Origin of the sequence: Streptomyces sp. NPDC057950 (assembly GCF_042887295.1) — a bacterium.
Taxonomy (GTDB): Bacteria; Actinomycetota; Actinomycetes; order Streptomycetales; family Streptomycetaceae; genus Streptomyces; species Streptomyces kaempferi.
Map to the genome: position 1 here is coordinate 1 of NZ_JBHVPP010000036.1, position 17,754 is coordinate 17,754.

Annotated in this window: 16 protein-coding genes and 4 pseudogenes; 6 read left to right on the forward strand and 14 right to left on the reverse strand. The window is 67.1% G+C overall.

Going from position 1 to position 17,754, the window contains the following annotated elements:
• Positions 1 to 507 (forward strand): HEAT repeat domain-containing protein (locus tag ACFVTC_RS39805; RefSeq protein WP_390134261.1); only part of this gene is annotated, 507 nt, incomplete at its 5' end.
• A 183-nt stretch (positions 508 to 690) separates the two neighbouring features.
• On the opposite strand, the gene ACFVTC_RS39810 is transcribed toward ACFVTC_RS39805, so the two are convergent.
• From ACFVTC_RS39810 to ACFVTC_RS39825, 4 genes are all read right to left on the reverse strand, one after another.
• Positions 691 to 1,218: a transposase gene (locus ACFVTC_RS39810; protein WP_390134388.1), complete on the reverse strand. Its 528-nt coding sequence runs from the start codon at positions 1,216 to 1,218 to the stop codon at positions 691 to 693.
• Positions 1,215 to 1,814, reverse strand: coding sequence for a winged helix-turn-helix domain-containing protein (locus ACFVTC_RS39815; RefSeq protein WP_390134263.1), 600 nt, complete (start codon positions 1,812 to 1,814; stop codon positions 1,215 to 1,217). Before ACFVTC_RS39815 ends, ACFVTC_RS39810 begins: the two co-directional genes overlap by 4 nt.
• A gap of 73 nt (positions 1,815 to 1,887) precedes the next feature.
• Positions 1,888 to 3,147 carry an FAD-dependent oxidoreductase gene (locus tag ACFVTC_RS39820; protein ID WP_390134267.1) on the reverse strand — a complete coding sequence of 420 codons (1,260 nt, stop codon included), beginning with the start codon at positions 3,145 to 3,147 and terminating at the stop codon, positions 1,888 to 1,890.
• Positions 3,144 to 3,605, reverse strand: a complete 462-nt coding sequence (locus tag ACFVTC_RS39825; protein WP_390134270.1) for a hypothetical protein — start codon at positions 3,603 to 3,605, stop codon at positions 3,144 to 3,146. The genes ACFVTC_RS39820 and ACFVTC_RS39825 overlap by 4 nt, the downstream gene beginning before the upstream one ends.
• Before the next feature lie 100 nt (positions 3,606 to 3,705).
• Here ACFVTC_RS39825 and ACFVTC_RS39830 point away from each other — a divergent pair, with 100 nt between their 5' ends.
• On the forward strand, positions 3,706 to 4,320 hold the full coding sequence (locus ACFVTC_RS39830) for a PadR family transcriptional regulator (protein WP_390134272.1): 615 nt from the start codon (positions 3,706 to 3,708) through the stop codon (positions 4,318 to 4,320).
• Between the two features lie 96 nt (positions 4,321 to 4,416).
• Here the strand turns inward: ACFVTC_RS39830 and ACFVTC_RS39835 are convergent.
• Positions 4,417 to 4,788 (reverse strand): annotated as a pseudogene (locus ACFVTC_RS39835) (ISAzo13 family transposase); the annotation flags it as partial.
• Positions 4,789 to 5,046: 258 nt separating this feature from the next.
• On the opposite strand from ACFVTC_RS39835, the pseudogene ACFVTC_RS39840 reads away from it, so the two are divergent.
• A pseudogene (locus tag ACFVTC_RS39840) lies at positions 5,047 to 5,271 on the forward strand (transposase); the annotation flags it as partial.
• Between the two features lie 326 nt (positions 5,272 to 5,597).
• Here the strand turns inward: ACFVTC_RS39840 and ACFVTC_RS39845 are convergent.
• The 8 genes and pseudogenes from ACFVTC_RS39845 to ACFVTC_RS39880 form a co-directional block, all read right to left on the reverse strand.
• On the reverse strand, positions 5,598 to 5,774 hold the full coding sequence (locus ACFVTC_RS39845; protein ID WP_390134398.1) for a hypothetical protein: 177 nt from the start codon (positions 5,772 to 5,774) through the stop codon (positions 5,598 to 5,600).
• A 140-nt stretch (positions 5,775 to 5,914) separates the two neighbouring features.
• Positions 5,915 to 6,358, reverse strand: a complete 444-nt coding sequence (locus ACFVTC_RS39850) for an SMI1/KNR4 family protein (RefSeq protein ID WP_390134274.1) — start codon at positions 6,356 to 6,358, stop codon at positions 5,915 to 5,917.
• A gap of 156 nt (positions 6,359 to 6,514) precedes the next feature.
• A pseudogene (locus tag ACFVTC_RS39855) lies at positions 6,515 to 7,359 on the reverse strand (IS5 family transposase).
• Positions 7,360 to 7,525: 166 nt separating this feature from the next.
• A protein-coding gene (locus tag ACFVTC_RS39860; RefSeq protein ID WP_390134276.1) for an IS3 family transposase occupies positions 7,526 to 8,778 on the reverse strand; the annotation gives its coding sequence in 2 pieces (ribosomal slippage) (positions 7,526 to 8,496 and positions 8,496 to 8,778; 1,254 coding nt in all).
• Positions 8,779 to 9,067: 289 nt separating this feature from the next.
• Entirely contained in the window at positions 9,068 to 10,075 is a 1,008-nt protein-coding gene (locus tag ACFVTC_RS39865) for a transporter (protein WP_390134279.1), read from the reverse strand.
• Positions 10,072 to 10,968 (reverse strand): ABC transporter ATP-binding protein, encoded by an 897-nt coding sequence (locus tag ACFVTC_RS39870; RefSeq protein WP_390134281.1) that lies wholly within the window; start codon positions 10,966 to 10,968, stop codon positions 10,072 to 10,074. The genes ACFVTC_RS39865 and ACFVTC_RS39870 overlap by 4 nt, the downstream gene beginning before the upstream one ends.
• Positions 10,965 to 11,369 (reverse strand): GntR family transcriptional regulator, encoded by a 405-nt coding sequence (locus tag ACFVTC_RS39875; protein ID WP_390134283.1) that lies wholly within the window; start codon positions 11,367 to 11,369, stop codon positions 10,965 to 10,967. Before ACFVTC_RS39875 ends, ACFVTC_RS39870 begins: the two co-directional genes overlap by 4 nt.
• A 113-nt stretch (positions 11,370 to 11,482) precedes the next feature.
• A complete protein-coding gene (locus ACFVTC_RS39880; protein ID WP_390134285.1) occupies positions 11,483 to 11,650 on the reverse strand; it encodes a hypothetical protein in 168 nt (55 codons plus the stop codon).
• Between the two features lie 110 nt (positions 11,651 to 11,760).
• Here ACFVTC_RS39880 and ACFVTC_RS39885 point away from each other — a divergent pair.
• From ACFVTC_RS39885 to ACFVTC_RS39895, 3 genes and pseudogenes are all read left to right on the forward strand, one after another.
• Positions 11,761 to 12,443: pseudogene (locus ACFVTC_RS39885) on the forward strand (RHS repeat-associated core domain-containing protein); the annotation flags it as partial.
• A gap of 682 nt (positions 12,444 to 13,125) precedes the next feature.
• Positions 13,126 to 13,551, forward strand: a complete 426-nt coding sequence (locus tag ACFVTC_RS39890; protein WP_390134287.1) for an SRPBCC family protein — start codon at positions 13,126 to 13,128, stop codon at positions 13,549 to 13,551.
• A 508-nt stretch (positions 13,552 to 14,059) separates the two neighbouring features.
• A complete protein-coding gene (locus tag ACFVTC_RS39895; RefSeq protein WP_390134289.1) occupies positions 14,060 to 14,242 on the forward strand; it encodes a hypothetical protein in 183 nt (60 codons plus the stop codon).
• A gap of 1,650 nt (positions 14,243 to 15,892) precedes the next feature.
• Here the strand turns inward: ACFVTC_RS39895 and ACFVTC_RS39900 are convergent.
• On the reverse strand, positions 15,893 to 16,795 hold the full coding sequence (locus ACFVTC_RS39900) for a replication-relaxation family protein (RefSeq protein WP_390134291.1): 903 nt from the start codon (positions 16,793 to 16,795) through the stop codon (positions 15,893 to 15,895).
• Positions 16,796 to 17,754: the final 959 nt, after the last annotated feature.

Below are 17,754 nucleotides of genomic sequence, written 5' to 3' on the forward strand. Positions count from 1 at the left end.
TCGCCACCTTGGTATCCGACCGCAGCATCACCACCTGACGGGCGCCATGAGCAGGACAAGCACGGCCCACGCGCTATCACGCACCAACTCGTAAGTGTCATCGACTTCGGCGGAACAAAGTACTTCGCGACGGTCGCCGACTCGGCGTCCGACCCAGACCCGCGGGTGCGCGCCGACGTGATGAGCACCCTCGGCTCCATCTTCGGCGTGGGGGATCCCCCGCGGGCCCTGGCCATCCTGATTGCTGGCACCCGCGATCCCGCCCCCGAGGTCAGAGGGGCAGCCGTGGCGGCCCTCGGCTCATCGCATGACGAGACGGTGACCGACCTGCTTGTGGCCCGCACCGACGACACAGATCGCAGGGTCCGGTTCTGGGCCGCATGGTCCCTGGCTCGACGGCCGGGCCTGCACGTCCGCGCCGCGCTCGGACGACTCGCAGCGGACGCGGATGCGGATGTCCGCGACGCCGGACGCGCGGTCCTGGAACTGCCGACGAGGTCCCTCTGACCCGTCGTGGGGCGCAGACTGCTTCCGGACTGCCGACGGCCTTTGGCGCCGCCGTGCCACCCGGCCCGCTCGCGGCCAAGATCATCAGCGCGCCAAGATGCTTGGAACCGCGGTGCTGGTAGCTATTCCGTGCCACAAGAGTGGCCGAGCGCCGTACTTGGCCGGTCAGGCCGTCTACAACGCTCAGTCACAGAGGTCGAGCCCGGTTTTGGCGATGAGGCCCTCGATGAGCCGAGGGCGGTATTGCATCTGTTTCAGCCGCGTTTTCACCAACGCGGTGAGTTGGTCGAGACTGTGTTTGGTGAGGTTGGCCAGCGATCTTTTCAGATGCGACCACACGCCCTCGACAGGGTTGAAATCGGGAGCGTATGGCGGGAGTTGGTAGACGGTCAGCCATAATCGGGCGGCGATCAGGTCCTGCATGGTGCGGCTGACGTGCGTGTTCAAATTGTCCCAGACCAGAACGATAGGGCCGCCGAGCTGCTGGTGCGCGGCATTGAGCAGGCGGGCGTAGTCGGTCTCGTTGAAGCCCTTGCGACGGCCCTTGGCAGGGCCGCGGTCGAGGTGGATGCGGTAGATCAGCCGGGGCCGGTGGCCGGCTTTGGTGCAGATCAGCGCCGCCATCGAGACACGTTTGGTGCCTGCGGCGGTGACCCGCACCACCGGGGTGCGGCCCCGGCGGCCCCAGGTGCGGCCCTTGGACGGCCTCAGGCCCTGGCCGGCTTCGTCCTCGAAGCAGAGACAGGCGCCCAAGTCCGCCGCCCTCTTTTTATGACGGGCCACTGCTCGTCCTTCCACGCGGCGATGTTCGCCTCATCCCGCTCGGTGGCTTTGCGGCAGGGCACCTGCACACTCCAGCCGATGCGGTGCAGCAGCAGGTCGAGCCCGGCCAGGGTGTACTCGACGCCGAACCGGCGGCGCACGATCTCGGCGATCCGGGCCAGCGTCCAGCACTGGTCACTCCAGCCGGAGACGGCCGGGCCGTCATCCAACACTGTCTCCAGCACGCGGAGTTGTCCCGCATCGAGCTTGCAGCGGGCGCCGCCGGGGCCCATGGAAGCCAAGGCCTGCCGACCGCCTGAAGCCAACGCCCGCCGCCAGCGGTTCGCCGACATCCGGGTCACTCTGAACCGTCGGGCCACCTCCCGGTCACTGGCCCCGGCTTCGATCAGGTCAGCGGCCGCGAGCCGGACTTGCTCACGCCGAGCTCGTTCCTCGGCCGTCAACCCCCCGCTATCGGGATACCTCATTCTCCCGGCATAGCGCGGCCCACGGCAGCCGTCACGACTCGACGTAACCCGCACCATTAAAGATCTCTAGCCGTCCGATACGAAGCCACCATCCGAATCGTCCTGATGCGGCAAGCCCTATGACCACATCTCAAACAGGCCCTAGCCTATTCCGACGTCGCGGCCGAGGACGGGCTGGAGTGCACGTGAGCGGGGCTGCCTTCGCGTCCCAGTCGATGTGGTGGTCGAACTGCCAGGCCATCTTTTCCGGGTTGAAAAGCTTCATTGTCGCCGGCATCACGAGGTCGCGCAGTACGCGGCCGACCGGGCCCGCGGTCTTGTTGCTGTTCGTGCGGGCGCCGAGCTTGATGATGCGTTCGACGCGGGGGCGGCGCAGTTGTTCGTACGCTGCGAAAGCCTGGTTGTAGGGCAGGTCCCTCAGGCAGCGTGCCAGTTCGACGGCGCTTTCGGCGGCGATGGAGGCGCCCTGCCCGGAGCTGGACGAGGCGGCGTGGGCGGCGTCGCCGATCAGGGTCGTGCGGCCGTGGGTCCAGGTCGGGACTTCCGGCATGTTCTCCATCGGGCCGGTGATGAGGAGCTGGCCGACGTCGGTACGGCTGATCATCTCGAGGGCCGGGGTGCGGTCGTCGGCGAAGGCGCTCAGCAGGGTGTGCATCCACTCGTTCGCGCCGATCGCCTGGGCCTCAGCGACTGTCATCGGGACGCGGTGGGGCAGGTTTACGAACCACACAGCCGAGGAGTCGTCGAAGACCTGGTAGCCGAAGAACGCGCGCTTGCCGAAGCACATGTACATGACGCCGTCGGTGGAGGGCATCTTTGACTGGTGCATCCGCGCTCCGAAGCAGACCAGGCCGGCGTAGTTCGGCTCTGGTGCATCCGGGTCGATCAGGGAGCGGACCGTGGAGCGGATGCCGTCGGCGCCGATGAGGACATCGGCGCTCGCCTGCGTACCGTCCGCGAAGTGTGCCGTGATGCCGGAGGCGGTGTCCGTCGTGCCGGTCAGCTGCTTGCCGTGGTGGATGGGGACGGAGCGGCGCTCCGCCTCGTTGTAGATCGCCCGGTAGAGGTCGGCGCGCCAGACGAACTGCAGGGCCGGGAGGCGGGAGGGCGGGGCGAACTGTGCGAGGTGCTTGCCCGTCCAGCTCCGTAGCCCCATGGCGGTGACCGGTGTGCCGATGGCGCGGACGAGGTCGCCCGCGCCGATCGCGTCGAGGGCGTTCTGGCCGTTCGGGGCGATGGTCATGCCGCCTCCGGCCCCATCGGCCGTGGAGTCGTACGCCTCGTGGACGGTGGCCTCGATACCTGCCTGGCGAAGGGCCATCGCGGCGACCGGGCCCGCGATACCGCCGCCGATGACGAGCGCGGTGCGGACTTTGCCGTTGGGGGTCATGACTGGTGCCCCCTGGCAGGGTCGTCGATCGTCGGTACGGCGCCGCTCTTGTATGCGTGGCGCAGATCCTGGACGTACGCACGGGAGAACATTGCGGACAGGTTCGCGATGCCGGCGCGCTGGATGCGGATCTCGCTGTGTGTCGCAGAGCCAGACAGACGGACGCGGCTGCTGGCCGCCGTGTCGTGGGTGGATGCGGACGGAGAGCCCTTGATCTTGCCGCGGGCGGTCCACCTCAGGTTCCAGTGGTCGATAGAGGTGCCGTCGTCGACGAGCAGTTTGACCATGGCCCGTTCCAGGTCGAGGTCGATCTCGATGTCGTCAGGGAGGTCGGGGGAGCGGAGGTCGAGGACGACGGCGCCGTGGCGGGCCTTGATCTCGAAGTGGCCGGCCTCGGTCCAGTTGCCGAGGTGCTTGACGAGGTCGTGGTCGGAGTGGATGCGCTCGGTGAGGGACATCTCGGTGGTTCCTCTCGGGGCGATGTCGCGTTGACGATTTGATAGTCTCATCGACACTAGTATCTCGTCAACTAGTTCTTCTGGGGCTAGAATCGAGCCCATGACCACATCTGCTCCCCGCAGCTCCCCCCTCGCCCTGACCGTCCTGGCCCTCCTGCACTACAAGCCGCTGCACCCGTACGGCATCCAGCGGCTGGTCAAGGACTGGGGCAAGGAGCAGGTCGTCAACGTCAGGCAGCGCGCGAGCCTCTACCGCACGATCGAGCGACTCAATGGCGAGGGGCTGATCGCGGTCCGCGAGACCGGGCGCGATCAGCAGTACCCCGAGCGGACCGTCTACGAAGTCACCGACGCGGGGCGCGAGACCGCCCGCACCTGGTTGGAGGAGATGCTCTCCGCGCCCAAGCAGGAGTTCCCGGAGTTCCCGGCCGCCCTCTCGAATCTGCTGCTGCTCACACCCGAAGAGATGACGGCCGTACTACAGCGGCGGTCCGACGCCCTCGCGGAGCAGCTCGACGGACTGCAAGCGGCCATGGCCGTAGAGGCGGAGCGGGGGCTGCCGCGCATCACCCGCCTGGAGACCGAGTACCTTCAGGCCGTAACGGCCGCGGAGCTGGAGTGGGTGCGCGCGGTGGTCGAAGACCTGCGAGCCGGCGGCCTCTCGTGGTCGAAGGAGCAGCTGGACGCTGTCGCGGCGGGGTCGGTGGAGGAGTGAGCCCGCCCCCGACGCGTCCAAGAAGCGCGTGAAGAGTTGTGTTCTCGCGGGGTCAACACCCAGCTGTTTGTCCTGTCGCTAAGGGCTTGCAGATCATTAACACGTTGTCTTGATCATGTTGCTGGGGTCGCCGCTCAGGGCTTGAACCCGAGTCTGGAGGGCTGTGAGGGCGGAGGGCGGGGTGTCTGCCGGCGGGATGACGATGTTGTGCGCCTTCAGCAGTGTCCTGATCTTCAGCAGGGTGCGGTGCATGGCGGTCCGGCTGCTGTCGAACAGCACGGCGAGAGGTTCCGCGGCCAGGGCGACCCGCAGGTGAAGGACGGCTGCCAGGACCTGGTCGGGGAAGGTGAGTCGGGGCGGGCGTTTTCTCTTGACGTCGCCGTCGACGGCCAAGGTGTCGGTGAGGTGGCTCAGTTGCTGACGGGACATGCCGGTCAGGACGGGGTCGGACAGGAGAGCATGGTTCCAACTCGCTTGCCTGCCGGGGTGATAGCAGTGCCGTGATGCTCACCTTTGCCGACGTCCAGACCGAGATAGACGTCGATTTCTCTCTCGTGGTGCACAAACCCCTCCCCGACAGAACTTCCCCGGCCTCCCCTGCGGCATCAGCGTGCCGGTATCCACGTTACGAAGGCATGCTTCACCTCGACGAGCAAGGCGAGCAGTCATGCCCCTGATCAGCGGTCTGCCAATGCCTCCCGGCCCGGTGACACCACTTTTTCGACCATGATCGACAAGGGGCCCAAGTCATACCGAACCGGAAGGCCGGGAGCCCCATTGCGGGACCACGAACAAGGTAAAGGGGGCTCCGACACCAGTCCGTCGCCGGTCGACCGGCGGAAGACGGGCAGCAAACACCACTTGATCTGCGACGGACGCGGCATTCCGCTCAAGGTCATCACGACCGCGGCAAACGTCAACGACGTCACCCAGACCCTCGCCCTGGTCGACGGCATCCCGCCCCCGTCGCAGGCCGCCCCGGCCGTCCCCGCAGACGCCCCGAGGCCCTGCTCGGCGACAAGGGCTACGACTCCAACGCCAACCGCGACGAGCTGCGCAAACGCTGGATCCTGCCGGTCATCTCCCGCAAGGGGCCCCGAACATCCAGGGGTTGGGCAAGCTCCGCTACGTCGTCGAGCAGACCTTAGCCCTGCTCCACCACTTCAAAAGACTCGCCGTCCGCTGGGAACGACGCACCGAACTCCACGACGCCTTCGTATCCCTGGCCTGCAGCCTCATCTGCTGGAGACGTCTCAACAGGCCCGAATCATGACGGTTCAGAAGGGCAGCGGTTCGGCGTCCAGTGACTCGGTGTATCCCAGGGCCCACCGTCCGGGAACGGTCTCGCAGATCGCCTCCAGGTCGGCCCGGGTCCGGCCCCGAACGTGCAGCCAGCTGTGGACGCCCAACCCGTCCTGGCGTAGCAACTGTCCCGGGGCGGAGAACCAACGCACCGGAAAGTCCTCCGGATCCGTCCACATCGGATAATCGGGCAACGCGACCCGCTGGAACCGTTCGGGCACCGCCCCAAGCAGGTCCGACGGCAGCTCGCACGCGTTGTACAGCCGACCTCCACCGCCGAACAGTGCCTCGCTCAGTACAAGCTCGACGCATGCCAGAGACACCCGGTCCAAGAACGGCACCCAGCCGTGCCGTGCCTGGACGAGCACCGGCGGATCGTCCTGATCAAGGTCGCGCAGGCGCACGCCCCAGAACGCGCAGCCCTGGGTTTCGCTACGGAAGACGAGGAACCGCCGCACTCGTCATCCACGAACATCTCGGCGGCCGGCAGCAGCGGATCCTGGTTGGCGATCAGGCTGGCCTGCGTACCCAGCAGCGTGTAGAACTCGCGCAACACGGCCGGCAGGGAGCAGCCGAGCGTCGCCTCGGCCCGCGCCAGTTCCGCTGCTGGCGTGCCGTCGTCCTCGGTCAACGGCTCGCCCCAAGCAGCGGCGAAGCCGCGGACGAATGCCCACGCCCGCTCCCGGTCGGTGATTCCGCCGTCTAGAGCCTGGGCCACGTCGAACACGCCAGTCATGTCGCGACCGTACCGGAAGCACAGGCCGCATCACCCGAAGACGATCAGGCCGCCAGTGTGAGCAGCCATACCGAGCCAGTCCGAAGCTCCTCGCCAAGATCGTGTTACGAGCTCTAATAGAGTGTCTTGTCCCGGCGAGGTTGTTTGGTTCGAGGTTCAGGTGTCGCGCCAGTTGTGGGTGGATTCGCGGGTGAGTCTGCGGCTCATCAGATCGATCATCGCGACGTGGATTATGGCTTCGGACCGGTGAGGGTGGGTTTCGTAGTCGCGGGCCAGCCGGCGGTGATGCATGAGCCAGCCGAAGGTCCGCTCAACGACCCAGCGCCGTGGGATCACTTTGAAGCCTTTGACACCCGGCTCGCGTTGGACGACTTCGACGTCGATGCCGAGTCGGGCGCCGTGGTCGATGGCTTTGGTGCGGTAGCCGGAGTCGGCCCATGCTTTGGTCACGCGGGGACGAGTGGCGGCGATGTGGGACATCAGGTGTATGCCGCCGACGTTGTCGGATCGGAAACGCTCGCCGCGGTGACCCAGACCGCCAGCAGCAGGCCGAGGGTATCCACCCCGATGTGGCGCTTGCGGCCTGCGATTTTCTTGCCGGCGTCGATGCCTTGGCCGGTCGCCGGCACGTTCGCGGAGGTCTTGATGCTCTGCGCGTCCAGCACGCAGGCGGTTGGCTCGCCGTCGCGGCCTTCGGCCTCCCGCACCAAGCGCCGCAGGAGGCCATTGAGTTGGTCGAAGACGCCTTCCTTTTGCCAGGCGGCGAAGTAGCCGTAGACCGTTTCCCATGGCGGGAAGTCGTGTGGCAGGTAACGCCAGGCAATGCCGGTGCGGTCGACGTAGAGGATGGCGTCCATCAGGCGGCGCAGGTCGTGCCCGGGCGGCCGGCCGATATCCAGACCCCTGCCCCTGCGCTCGACTCGCCACGTGGTGAGGATGGGCCCGATCAGTTCCCAGCGCGCATCGGAGAGGTCGCTGGGATACGGGCGTTGTCGCGTCATGTTTCGGTAGTACCGGTGGCCGGCCCGTCCCTGCAGGGCGCAAACGGGGTTAAGCGAGGGCGCTCCGGGATCAGACAGGAGCGAGCCCACGGAAACGGACGACCGAAGGGCGACACCTGCCCCACCCACAACATGGAACTGAACCGTTCCGGGTTCGGTAGAGACTTCAGATTGTGTTTGTGACCTGGGGTTTCGCGTTGGCAAGGTAGTGGTTGGTCTCGTATTCGGCGGGTGGGATGTGCCCTATTTCACCGTGGAGTCTGCGGTGGCAGTACCAGTCGACCCACTCGGCCGTCGCGAGTTCGACCTGCGACAGCGTCCTCCAGGGGCGACCCGGCTTGATCAACTCGGCCTTGAACAGGCCGATGGTGGACTCCATCAGGGCATTGTCGTATGCATCGCCGACCGATCCGACGGACGCGGCGATCCCGGCCCGGTCGAGGTGCTCGGCGAGCGCGAACGACGTGTACTGCGACCCGGCATCGCTATGATGTATCAACTCACCTTCTGTATGGGGGTGTTGGTCGCGGTTACGTTGCCACAGGGCCATCTCGAGGGCGTCCAGGACGAGCCGAGTCTCTTTCGAACTGGCCGCGGACCAGCCGACAATGCGGCGGGAGAAGGTGTCCACGACGAAGGCGACGTAGACGACGCCGGCGAACGTGGCGACGTGGGTGAAGTCAGCGACCCAACAACGGTTGGGGGCCGGAGCGACGAAGTCGCGGTCCAGCAGGTCCGGGGCACGTTCCGCGCTTGCATCGGCCACGGTGGTGATCACTTTCCGGCCGCGGACCGCACCGTTGATCCCGAGGTCGCGCATGAGGCGCTCGACGGTGCAGCGGGCCACCGTGACGTCCTGACGGTTCAGATGCCGCCAGATTTTCCGGGCGCCGTAGACGCGGTAGTTGGCTTCGAATGCCTGGGCGATCAGGGTCTTCAGCTCGGCGTCGCGCAGGGTGCGGGCCGCGGGCGTGGCCTGGCGTTTGTGGTGGGCGTAGTAGGTGGAGGGGGCGATCTTGCAGTCGTGTGCGGTCAGCACACGGCAGATCGGCTCGACGCCGCCGAAGCGGTCCCTGTGCTCGTCGATGAACGTTACGAGCGCGTGTGTGGCCGGTCGAGCTCGGCCGCGAAGAAAGACGCAGCAGCCTTCAGGATCTCGTTGGCCCGCCTGAGCTCAGCGTTCTCCTTCTTCAGCGCTTTCATCGCGGCGGACTCCTCCGTGGTCGTCCCCGGACGCTGCCCGGAGTCGATCTCGTCCCGCCTGACCCAGTTCCGCAGCGTCTCGGCGGAACCGATGCCGAGCTTCTGAGCGACCGCCTTCAACGCGGCCGACTCGTTCGGATAGTCACCGCGAACCTCGGCGACCATACGAACCGCTCGTTTGCGCAGCTCAGCGGGGTAGGAAGAGGGACGTGCCATAACTCGATCCTTTCATGGAATCGAGTCTCTACCGAACCCGGAACGGTTCAAACACCCTCGCCCCAGCAGCCGTCTCAACTCCTCCCGGTGAACAGCCACCAAACAACCTCACCGGGACAAAACGCTCTTTGAGAGCCTGTGTCTGAACCAGTCAAGCCAAGACTGGCGTCCTCGTGTTCGATGACACGCGACGCTGTGAAACACAGGGAGGGGCGGCCGTATTCGGATCCCGGCTACCCCTCGCACCTGCTTCAGCGGTCCAGCGTCGCGCTCCGCTCCTGCTGCCTGGTCAGGTCAGTCGGCGGCGGATCCACCAGGCGCAGAAACCGGTCAGGGCCGAGGCGAGGCCAAGGTAGAGCCCGGTCTCGGCCCATTGAAGGGCCCAGAAATTGCTGGCGGGATGGTAGGTCACCTGCTGCTGGTAGCCCCGGGCGCCGAGGTCGGCGAGGCAGCGGTCGAATTGCTGCAGAGTGGGCGGCCCCGACTCTGTGCGCAGGCAGTCGGCGAAGGACGACGGCACGGGGACCGGCTGACCGGCGGCGTTCAACGTCTGTTGGGAGGTGACCCAGGCCCCAGGCACTTCGGGGTGCGTGACAATCTGTTTGGCGCCCTCCTGGATGCTGATGGGGGCGCCGCCGGGCTCGATCGGCACTGTGGTCCGCTCCGTAGCGGCCAGATAGGGCCGAAGCCACAACGGCACGGAGATCTGGACGGCGGCGTAGACGACGAGCGTGGTGGCCATCGCGGGCAGGGTGCGGCGGATGACCAGGCCGAGGGCGACGCCCAGGACGAAGGCGAAGGCGGCATAGGCCATGGGGACGACGCCCCGTGCGGCGAAGGCCACGGGGTCGAGCCGCGGGAAGTACGTGTCCGTCGCGCCACCGCCGTTGACAGCCCGGTCGATGGGGCTGCTCCACCAGCTCACCGCGAGGCTGGTCAGCCCGGCGGCGGTAATGGAGGCCGCCGCACCAAGGCCCAGCTTGGTCGCCAGCCAGCGCGTACGCGTGACGCCCTGGTTCCAGGCGAGGTAGTGGGTGCCGGTCTCCAGTTCACGGGAAATCAGCGGCGCGCCCCAGAACATCCCGATGACCGCCGGCACGGCAAGCACGACCAGCAGTCCGGCGTAGTAGACGCTCTGGTCCGAACTGGAGACCTGGTCCACCAGGCCGCTGCCGGCCGTCCGGTAGAGGTCGGCCAGCTGCGGGCCGGTGACCGCGAGAGCGGCGGCGAGGGCAGCCACCGCGGCGAACACCACGGCGGCCTGGGTGCGGAACTGGCGCCAGGTCAGCCAAATCATCGAAGGACCTCCAGTGCAGGCCGGGTGTCGCGTACCGCATCGGCGGGCCGGGCCATGTAGGCCAGGACGATGTCTTCCAGACCGAGCGGGCTGACGGTCCAAGACGGATCGTGGACCGCGGTGTCAGTGCGCACCAGGAGAGTGGTCTGCCGGTCGGTGTGACTGGCGGTGATGACGTGCTGACCGGCCGGGAGCGTGTCCGGGTCACGGCGCGGTCCGGTGAGCCGGTGGTGGCAGGCGACCAGGTCGTCGATGTCCCCGGCCACCTGCACCCGGGAGCCAACCAGGACGATGACGTAGTCGCAGGCCCGCTCTACGTCGGAGACCAGGTGGGAAGAGAGCACGACGCTCAGCTCGTGCTCGGCAACGGCCTCCATCAGGTCCTGCATGAACTCCCGCCGGGCGAGCGGGTCCAGGGCCGCGACCGGCTCATCCAGGATGAGCAGCTCGGGCCGCTTGGCGATGCCCAGGGTGAGTGCGAGCTGCGCGCGCTGGCCGCCGGATAGCCTCCCGGCCCTTTGTTTGAGGTCCAGACCGAGCCGCCGGATCCGCTCGCGGGCCAGGGCATCGTCCCAGCCGGGGTTGAGGCGGGCGCCCATCCGTAGATGGTCCGCGATGCTCAGGGCGGCATAGGTCGGGGTGTCCTGGGCGACGAAGCCGACCTTGGCCAGCTGCACGGGGCCGGTGGCGGGACGGCCGCCGCACACCTCGATCGTTCCGGTGGTCGGCGTCAGCATGCCGGAGGCGAGGTTCAACAGGGTTGATTTGCCTGCCCCGTTGGGCCCGACCAGGCCGACGACCCGCCCGGCGGGCACGTCCAGGTCGCAGTTCTGCAGCGCCCAGCGCTGCTTGTATCTCTTGCCCAGGGCCTGGGCCCGTAAGACGGCGCTCACGCTACGTCCTCTCCAGCGGCGGTCCGAAAGGTGGTCATGAACAGGGCCTCGATCGACTCGTCGTCGAGGCCGGCCAGGCGGGCCTTGGCCAGCCAGCGCCGCAGGTCTTTTTGGAGCGGGCCATGTGAGGCGAGTGAGGCGTCGGCCAGCGTCCGGGTCACGAACGTCCCCACCCCCGGCCGAGCGGCCACCAACCCCTCGAGCTCCAGCTCGCGGTACGCCTTGAGCACGGTGTTCGGATTGACCGCCACCTGCCGGGCCACCTCCTTGACCGTGGGGAGCCGGTCCCCCTCCTCCAGCAAACCCAGCCGCAACGCGTGGCGTACCTGCTGGACCAGCTGCTGATAGGGGGACAGGCCAGACCGGTCGTTCAGGTGGAACTCGATCACCAGTTCCTCCATTTACCTAGTTGCCTAGCACTTTAGCCTCCTAGTGTGGCTCGCGGTCAACATGCACGGCGAGGCCGGCCGGAACCGATGTGACGGCGGGGTGCATCGGAGCCCGGGACGGGCTGTCAGGCCGCCTGCGCCACGTAGTCCGGGGTGACGTCGCGGCGGGCGGCGGGCTGGGCTTTGCGGCGGGTGAGTCGCCTGGTCATCAGCGTGAGTGCGGCCCAGGTGATCAACGATTCGCTCATCTCGGGGAGCCGTTCGTGGTCCCGGCAGTGCCGTCTGGCCTGCATGATCCACGACCACGAGCGTTCGACCACCCACCTGCGGGGGAGGACGACGAAGCCCTTCGCGTCCGGCGGGCGGCGGACGGTCTTGATGGTGATGTCGAGGTAGGTCTTGGCTCGGCGACACCCTCTTCCACAACGGGCCGCTCGGCCTGTCCGCAAAGACCGCGGCCGGTGCGGACATGGGATTCAACCGGAACCCGGGGGCACCTTGAATTCCATGACGACCGGGGGCAAGACGTACTTCTACCTGACCGACGCGCTCGGTTCGGTCGTCGCCCTGGCCGACGTCGACGGCAACAAGGTCGACTCCTACACCTACAGCCCCCGCGGGGTGCGCATCCTGGCCCAGTCCTCCGAACCGGTCGCGCAGCCCTACCGCTTCGCGGGCAACTACCAGGACCCCACCGGCCTGTACCACCTGCAGGCCCGCTACTACGACGCCAACATCGGCCGCTTCACCCAGCCCGACCCCTCCGGCCAGGAACAGAACCCCTACCTCTACGCCGAAAGCGACCCCGTCAACCGCATCGACCCCAACGGCCTTTCGGCATTGGGCACGCTCGACGGGATTGTCGGAAATATAGGAGATGCCAAAGATCTCTACGACATCGGCCGGGATTTGTTCTCTGGTGATGTGGTCAGCGCTGCCAGGGGGTCAGCCAGTCTCGCGGGTGGATTCGTCGTCGGTGCGGTGTGTGAAGCGGCTACGGGGCCAGAGTCCGGTTTCCTGTCCACGGCTGGCTGCTTCGCTGCGGGAGCTAATACCTCCGCCGGTATCGAATCATGGCTTTCGTGAAACCCGGACATTTATAACGTGCTGCAGAGAGGAACGGAAATGATCAATCAGGAGTCGGGTCGAGACGTTCCCAATCGCACCCGGAGTATGGCAACACTCGCGTGCGTAGCCGTGGCAATTTACCTTGTGTACGGCGTGATAGGTAGTGTTCGCGGGTCCGGAATTAAAGAGGCCTGGCTCTATCCCCTGCCTGTGATTGTCGCCGTCAGCCTGGGTATGGCCGTGGTCAGGTATCGGCGGGGATGAACGCGAGGAGATTCGGTAGGGCAGCGTATGGTTACTCGAACGCCATGTGGAGAAATGCGGTTCTGACCTACGTGCTATCCGCCGTAGTGCTCCTCGTCGGTATTGCAATGATCCTGAGCGGAAACGCGGAAGGATGGATTTGCGTAGGACTGGCCGTGGTGTACACGTGTTTTGTCCTGATGGCTACACGAATCAGATCGGGCAGTCAACACCGACAGGGTCGGTAAGGGCTCCAGAAGACCAGGGGGCGCCCTCGAAGCGCCCCCTGGTGTACGCCAGATCGCAGCGTCGAGCCTCCGAGAAGGAACGATGCATCTCCTGTGGGGCGTACCAGCTGCCTGAATCCAGCCGCCTGCCTGAGCGAATACATAATTCCATCACGGGCACTAGAAATATCTAGCTTCTGGCGTCCGGATCTCTTTCGAGGAGTCTTAAATTGTCCGCCACCCTCGTAGAAACCGTCGATATTAAAGCTCCTGTTTTCGTGTCATGGGCGCTCTGGAGCGATGTTAGCAACTGGCCGAAGTTCCTGAGCCACGTGCGCCGAGTTGACAGGTTGGATGCACAGCGTTTTGCCTGGCAATTGCAACTTCCTGGAGCGGACAAGGCCTTCATCGCTGAGCTTACCGAGGTGGTCCCGGAAGATCGGATCGCATGGCACACTGCGGAGGGTGTGGATCACGCCGGAGTGGTCACCTTCCATCGGCTGAGTGATACGACCAGCCGGGTCACACTTCAGATCGAGTACGACCCGAAGGGGTTTGTAGAGCGTCTTGGCGCTCTGACCAATCTGGACTCGATACTCGCCAACCACGACCTCGGTGAATTCCAGAAGTTGGCTGAGACGACCGCAGCGTCCTGACTCTTCCGGAGCCGAAGCAGTCCGGGAGCCTAGCAGCAAGATGAGGGAATCCCTGCACGGTGAGCAGGGTCCATGATCGAGGTTTGATGTCACCGAGTGAGGACGGCGCCGAGGCCCGCGTCGTCGCGACCTGGGCGCGACTGGTCGGCGGACCGGCTCCCTGATTCGAGGCACGACGAATTTTAGTCAACGGCCCTGTGATTGATCTGCGCTTGGTCGGGGCTGCTCGCCTGTCGGCTACGCGGGTGCCGTGGCGTGAGGGACGTCGGTGGGGGTGAGGTCGGTGCGGGGGCGGTGCCAGCGTGCGGGGTGCCGCCATCGGCCGGCTGCGTCGCGGGCGACGTCGGCGCCGACCTCTACCACCAGGTCGGGTTCGACCAGGGTGAGGTCCGGGGTCTCCCGGCTGCCCCACCCCGCGGAGAACGACCACTCCGTCCAGGGATGCCCGGCGCGCGCCGGGGTGAGGAGTCCGGCGAGTGCGGCGCCAGCGGTGTGGGGGAGGGTGGTGGTGGGCGGGATGGTCGGCAGGCTGCCGGAGGGCGCGCTGTACTTCCTCGCGCTGGAGGTGGAGGTAGGTGCGGATGGTCTCTGCGTCGGCGAGCTGCCTGTCGAGGTGGGCGAGGATCGCGCGCAGGCGGGCGGGATCCGGCGGCAGATCGGACATGCGTTCGATTATATGGGGCTTGGTTAGATCACCGATGCATGCTCTTTGGCCTCGCGTTCTTCGGCTGACGGCTGCGGACGTGCGGCGCCTTCGGCGCGCACTCGGCAGGGAGGCGGGCGACGCGGGTCGGCTGAAGCCGTAAGTCCGGGGTATTCGCCTGAACATGCTTGCTCTGATTGCCTACCGTTCGGACCACGGCGCAACGACCGTGTGGGCCTTCATCGTTGCCATCCTCATCGTGCTGGTGACCGGTTGGTGCGTTCGACGCCGAAAGTAGGTGCGACACCCGTAGACCTGCTTCCCCGGGTCCGGCCCCGCAGACCGCTGTGGACGGCTGACCGGGATCCCGTAGGCGATCTCGCAGTGAGCGGCGGGCGCCACGGTGTACGCAGCTCCACGGGCCGTTTCTCGTCGCTGTGGTACCTCCGTCGAGCATGTGTGACACGGCCGGTGGCACAGGGCAGGAGCTGGCGCAGGCTGATGACCGGGCGCGCGTCGTCTGCGCTCGTGACATATCTGGACAGGATGGTGTGGATCCGGCAATCGGGGAGTGTTCTATTCTTTGTTCGAGGTGGTAAGTGTTCGCCGCCCGGATGAGGACACAGCGATGACGACCGCAGCGCCCCCGGTATCGGATCCGGACCCGAGCACGGTGCACTGCGCCGGCTCCCAGATCGGTCTGTGCGCGGGGTGCCAGCGGCAGACCTGGCGCTACGGTCCCGGAGGCCTCCCGCTGTGCACCTGGTGCATGACCGACCAGCAGGCGCGGTGGGGTTCTACGGTCCGGTTCAAGAGCACCCGTGCGTAGCCGCATCCGGCCCTCTTCAGCGTCACCGAACTTCATGAGGGGCCGGGAACATCCGGAACCGAACGTTGGTTACACCAGGCGTGGTTGTGAAGGGGACAGTGTCCCCGGGCCTCACCTATAGCCCATGAGGACGATCGTTCGGCTGAAGCCTCATGGAGCCTTTCGCCGCGTAGGCGACCGCCCTTCACGACCATGCACATCGACAGCCCCGGCCGGGACCCACACCGGCTGGGACTGTTTGCGTAGCGGCCCGTGCGGACGGCGGCGGGGTGGGGGAGCACCGGCACGCGGCCCAGTTGGTCGCGCAGACATTGCACAACCCGTGCGTACAGGCTGCGCAAGGCCCTGACCTGTTGTGGTCGGGTCTGTGGTCGGGCACAGCGGCACCGGTGATCTTGGCTCGGTGTGCCGCATCACCTTCCGGTTCCGGGTGGCGCGCAGACAAGTGGCGCGACAACCGGTTCCTCAGGTGGCAAAACAGCCGAGGGCGGGGACACCATCTGACGCGTCCCCGTTTGCGTGGTCACGATGTTTGCGCAGGTCACCGCACTCATCGGAAGACGGTGGGGAGTCTGGCATCCCCCTCTGCACTCTCATACCCCACCCGTCCAGGACGGAAAAAAGGGGTGGAGGGGCGGGGTACGAGAGCGCCGCCGGGGACCGGTCCTGGGTGTTTTGTCTACGCGTCGGTGCCTGTCTCCGCGCCCGTGGCGGTTTGGACGTCTGCGCAATGGCGCGCAGCTGCTGCGCAGTGCTGTGAACTGGCGTGGCCGGGTTGGTGGTCGGGGGTGGGGCGGGTGCGTGGCTGGTCGCGTCCGTGGTCGGGTCTGCGCCGCCAGCTGTGGCGGCAGGCTGGTGTGGTCGGGCGGTCAGGGCCCGGTCGGGTACGTCCAGGACACCCGTTGGCTGGGGTTGGTGAGGGGTCGCCAGATGGGTGCGGTGGGGCCGTCGCGGAGGAGGTCGGCCAGTGGTGTCGCGAGCACGGGGACTTCGTGGAGGAAGTCCCCGCGGTCCAGGGTGCTGGCGGCTTGGAGGGCGTCGATGCGGGTTTCGATGCCGGCGGGGCCGGTGTTGGCGAGGATGAACAGCAGCCGGGGGAAGACGGGGTAGCGCTTGCGCCACTCCGCCTGCGGAGGTTCCTGGCCGATCGTGCGGCGCCGGCCGGGCTGTGTGGGGGTGTGGGTGTGGAGGCGGGTGTAGGCGGGGATTTTCGCGGCGAGGCGTTCGGGGCCCATGGTGGCCCGGTCGATCTCGAGGAAGGCCCGCATCATCGATCCGTGCCCGCCGTCGTCGCCTTGGCTCCGGTAGTACATGAGGGCGTCGGGGATGACGGCCTCACTGTTGCCGAGGGGGTGGTGGACTTCGGGTATCCAGTCCAGCGGCCGGAAGAGGTCACCGCGGTGGCGGGCGTCCTGGAGGAAGGCCAGCGCGGTCTCGGTCACGGTCAGGCCGTGCCCCGTGCGCAGGCGGACCGCGGTGCGGTCGCCCGCGTTCTTCGGTGGCCGCCTGCCTCGTAACTCCGGCCAGTCGAACGCGATCCGCGCCCCGTGCACGGTCGGGAACCACACCCGGGTCCGCCCCGCCTGCGGCAGCGTGATCCGGTCGATGAGGCCTTCCGCCCGGAGTTTGGCCAGCCGCCGCCGGGTCTGTTCGATCCGCACCCCCGGACTGATGACCAGATGCACCTGCTCGGTCGTCGCCATCCGGTACTGCGCCAGCACCGCGAGCGCCAGCCGGTCCCCTGCACCCGCATCGGGGTTCACCCGCGTCATCGCCTGCCTGCTTCCCCACGGTGCGCCGCCGCCCTTTCGCGGCGCCGCGCGTACGGGACAGCGCAGCAGTCGCCCCCGACCGGTTTGCCGACCATCAGGGCCCGACCACGGTCACGTTCCGACAACTCCGCGCCGCACCGGTCCCACAACCGGACCGACAACCCCGCCCGTAACTGCCCGCGCCTTCTCGCATCTTGGGCCGGATCGGCGCAGGTCACCGCCATGGTCGGCGCTAGTCCGGGGGCCCGACATCCCTCTCTGGACTCCCGTATCCACTCCGACAGGAAGAAAAAGGGGGGAAGGGGGAGGCGCAGGAGTGCAGAGAGGGATCGGGCCCGGCTGTCTGCGGTGGCGCGTCGGCCGGCGGCCTCCGCGCTCGCTGCCCGCGACGGGCCTGCCAGAGGCAGGAGTAAGGGGAGCCGGGACAGGCCTTCAGTACGGCCGTGACAGCTGAGAGGACAGCGGCAAGACGGGCCGCTGGACTCCCCGTCCATCGAGGGCTCACGCCGCGTGCCACCATTCGGCCCGGAGCGCCGTGCCCAAGTCAGGACGCTCCGGGTCGTGCGCAGCCCGTCGTGGGCCGCTCTGGAGGGCTGCGCACGGCACCCGGGCCGAGACCGTCCGTCATCCGGTCGCCCCGCCCAGTGCCGCATGCTCTGCGGGCCGGTGTCACGATGCCGATGGGTGTCCCGGTACGCACCGCACCGGGACACCCGACGCCCTGCGCGGCCACCACCCCCGAGCGCAGGCCGCGCACCCCGCCCGCCGGACGCAGGCCTGATCCGGCGAAAGCACCTCAGCGACCCGGCGCAGCCGCGCGGACACTCCGGCCCGGCCGGGTGAGTACCCGTTGCTCTCCTTGCTGCTGCGCTTGTTGCTGCTCCTGCCACGGTTGCCGATTTGGCATCAAGTGACGGTTGATTCCTCCCGCGGCGATTCTCCGTAGCTACGCTCACACT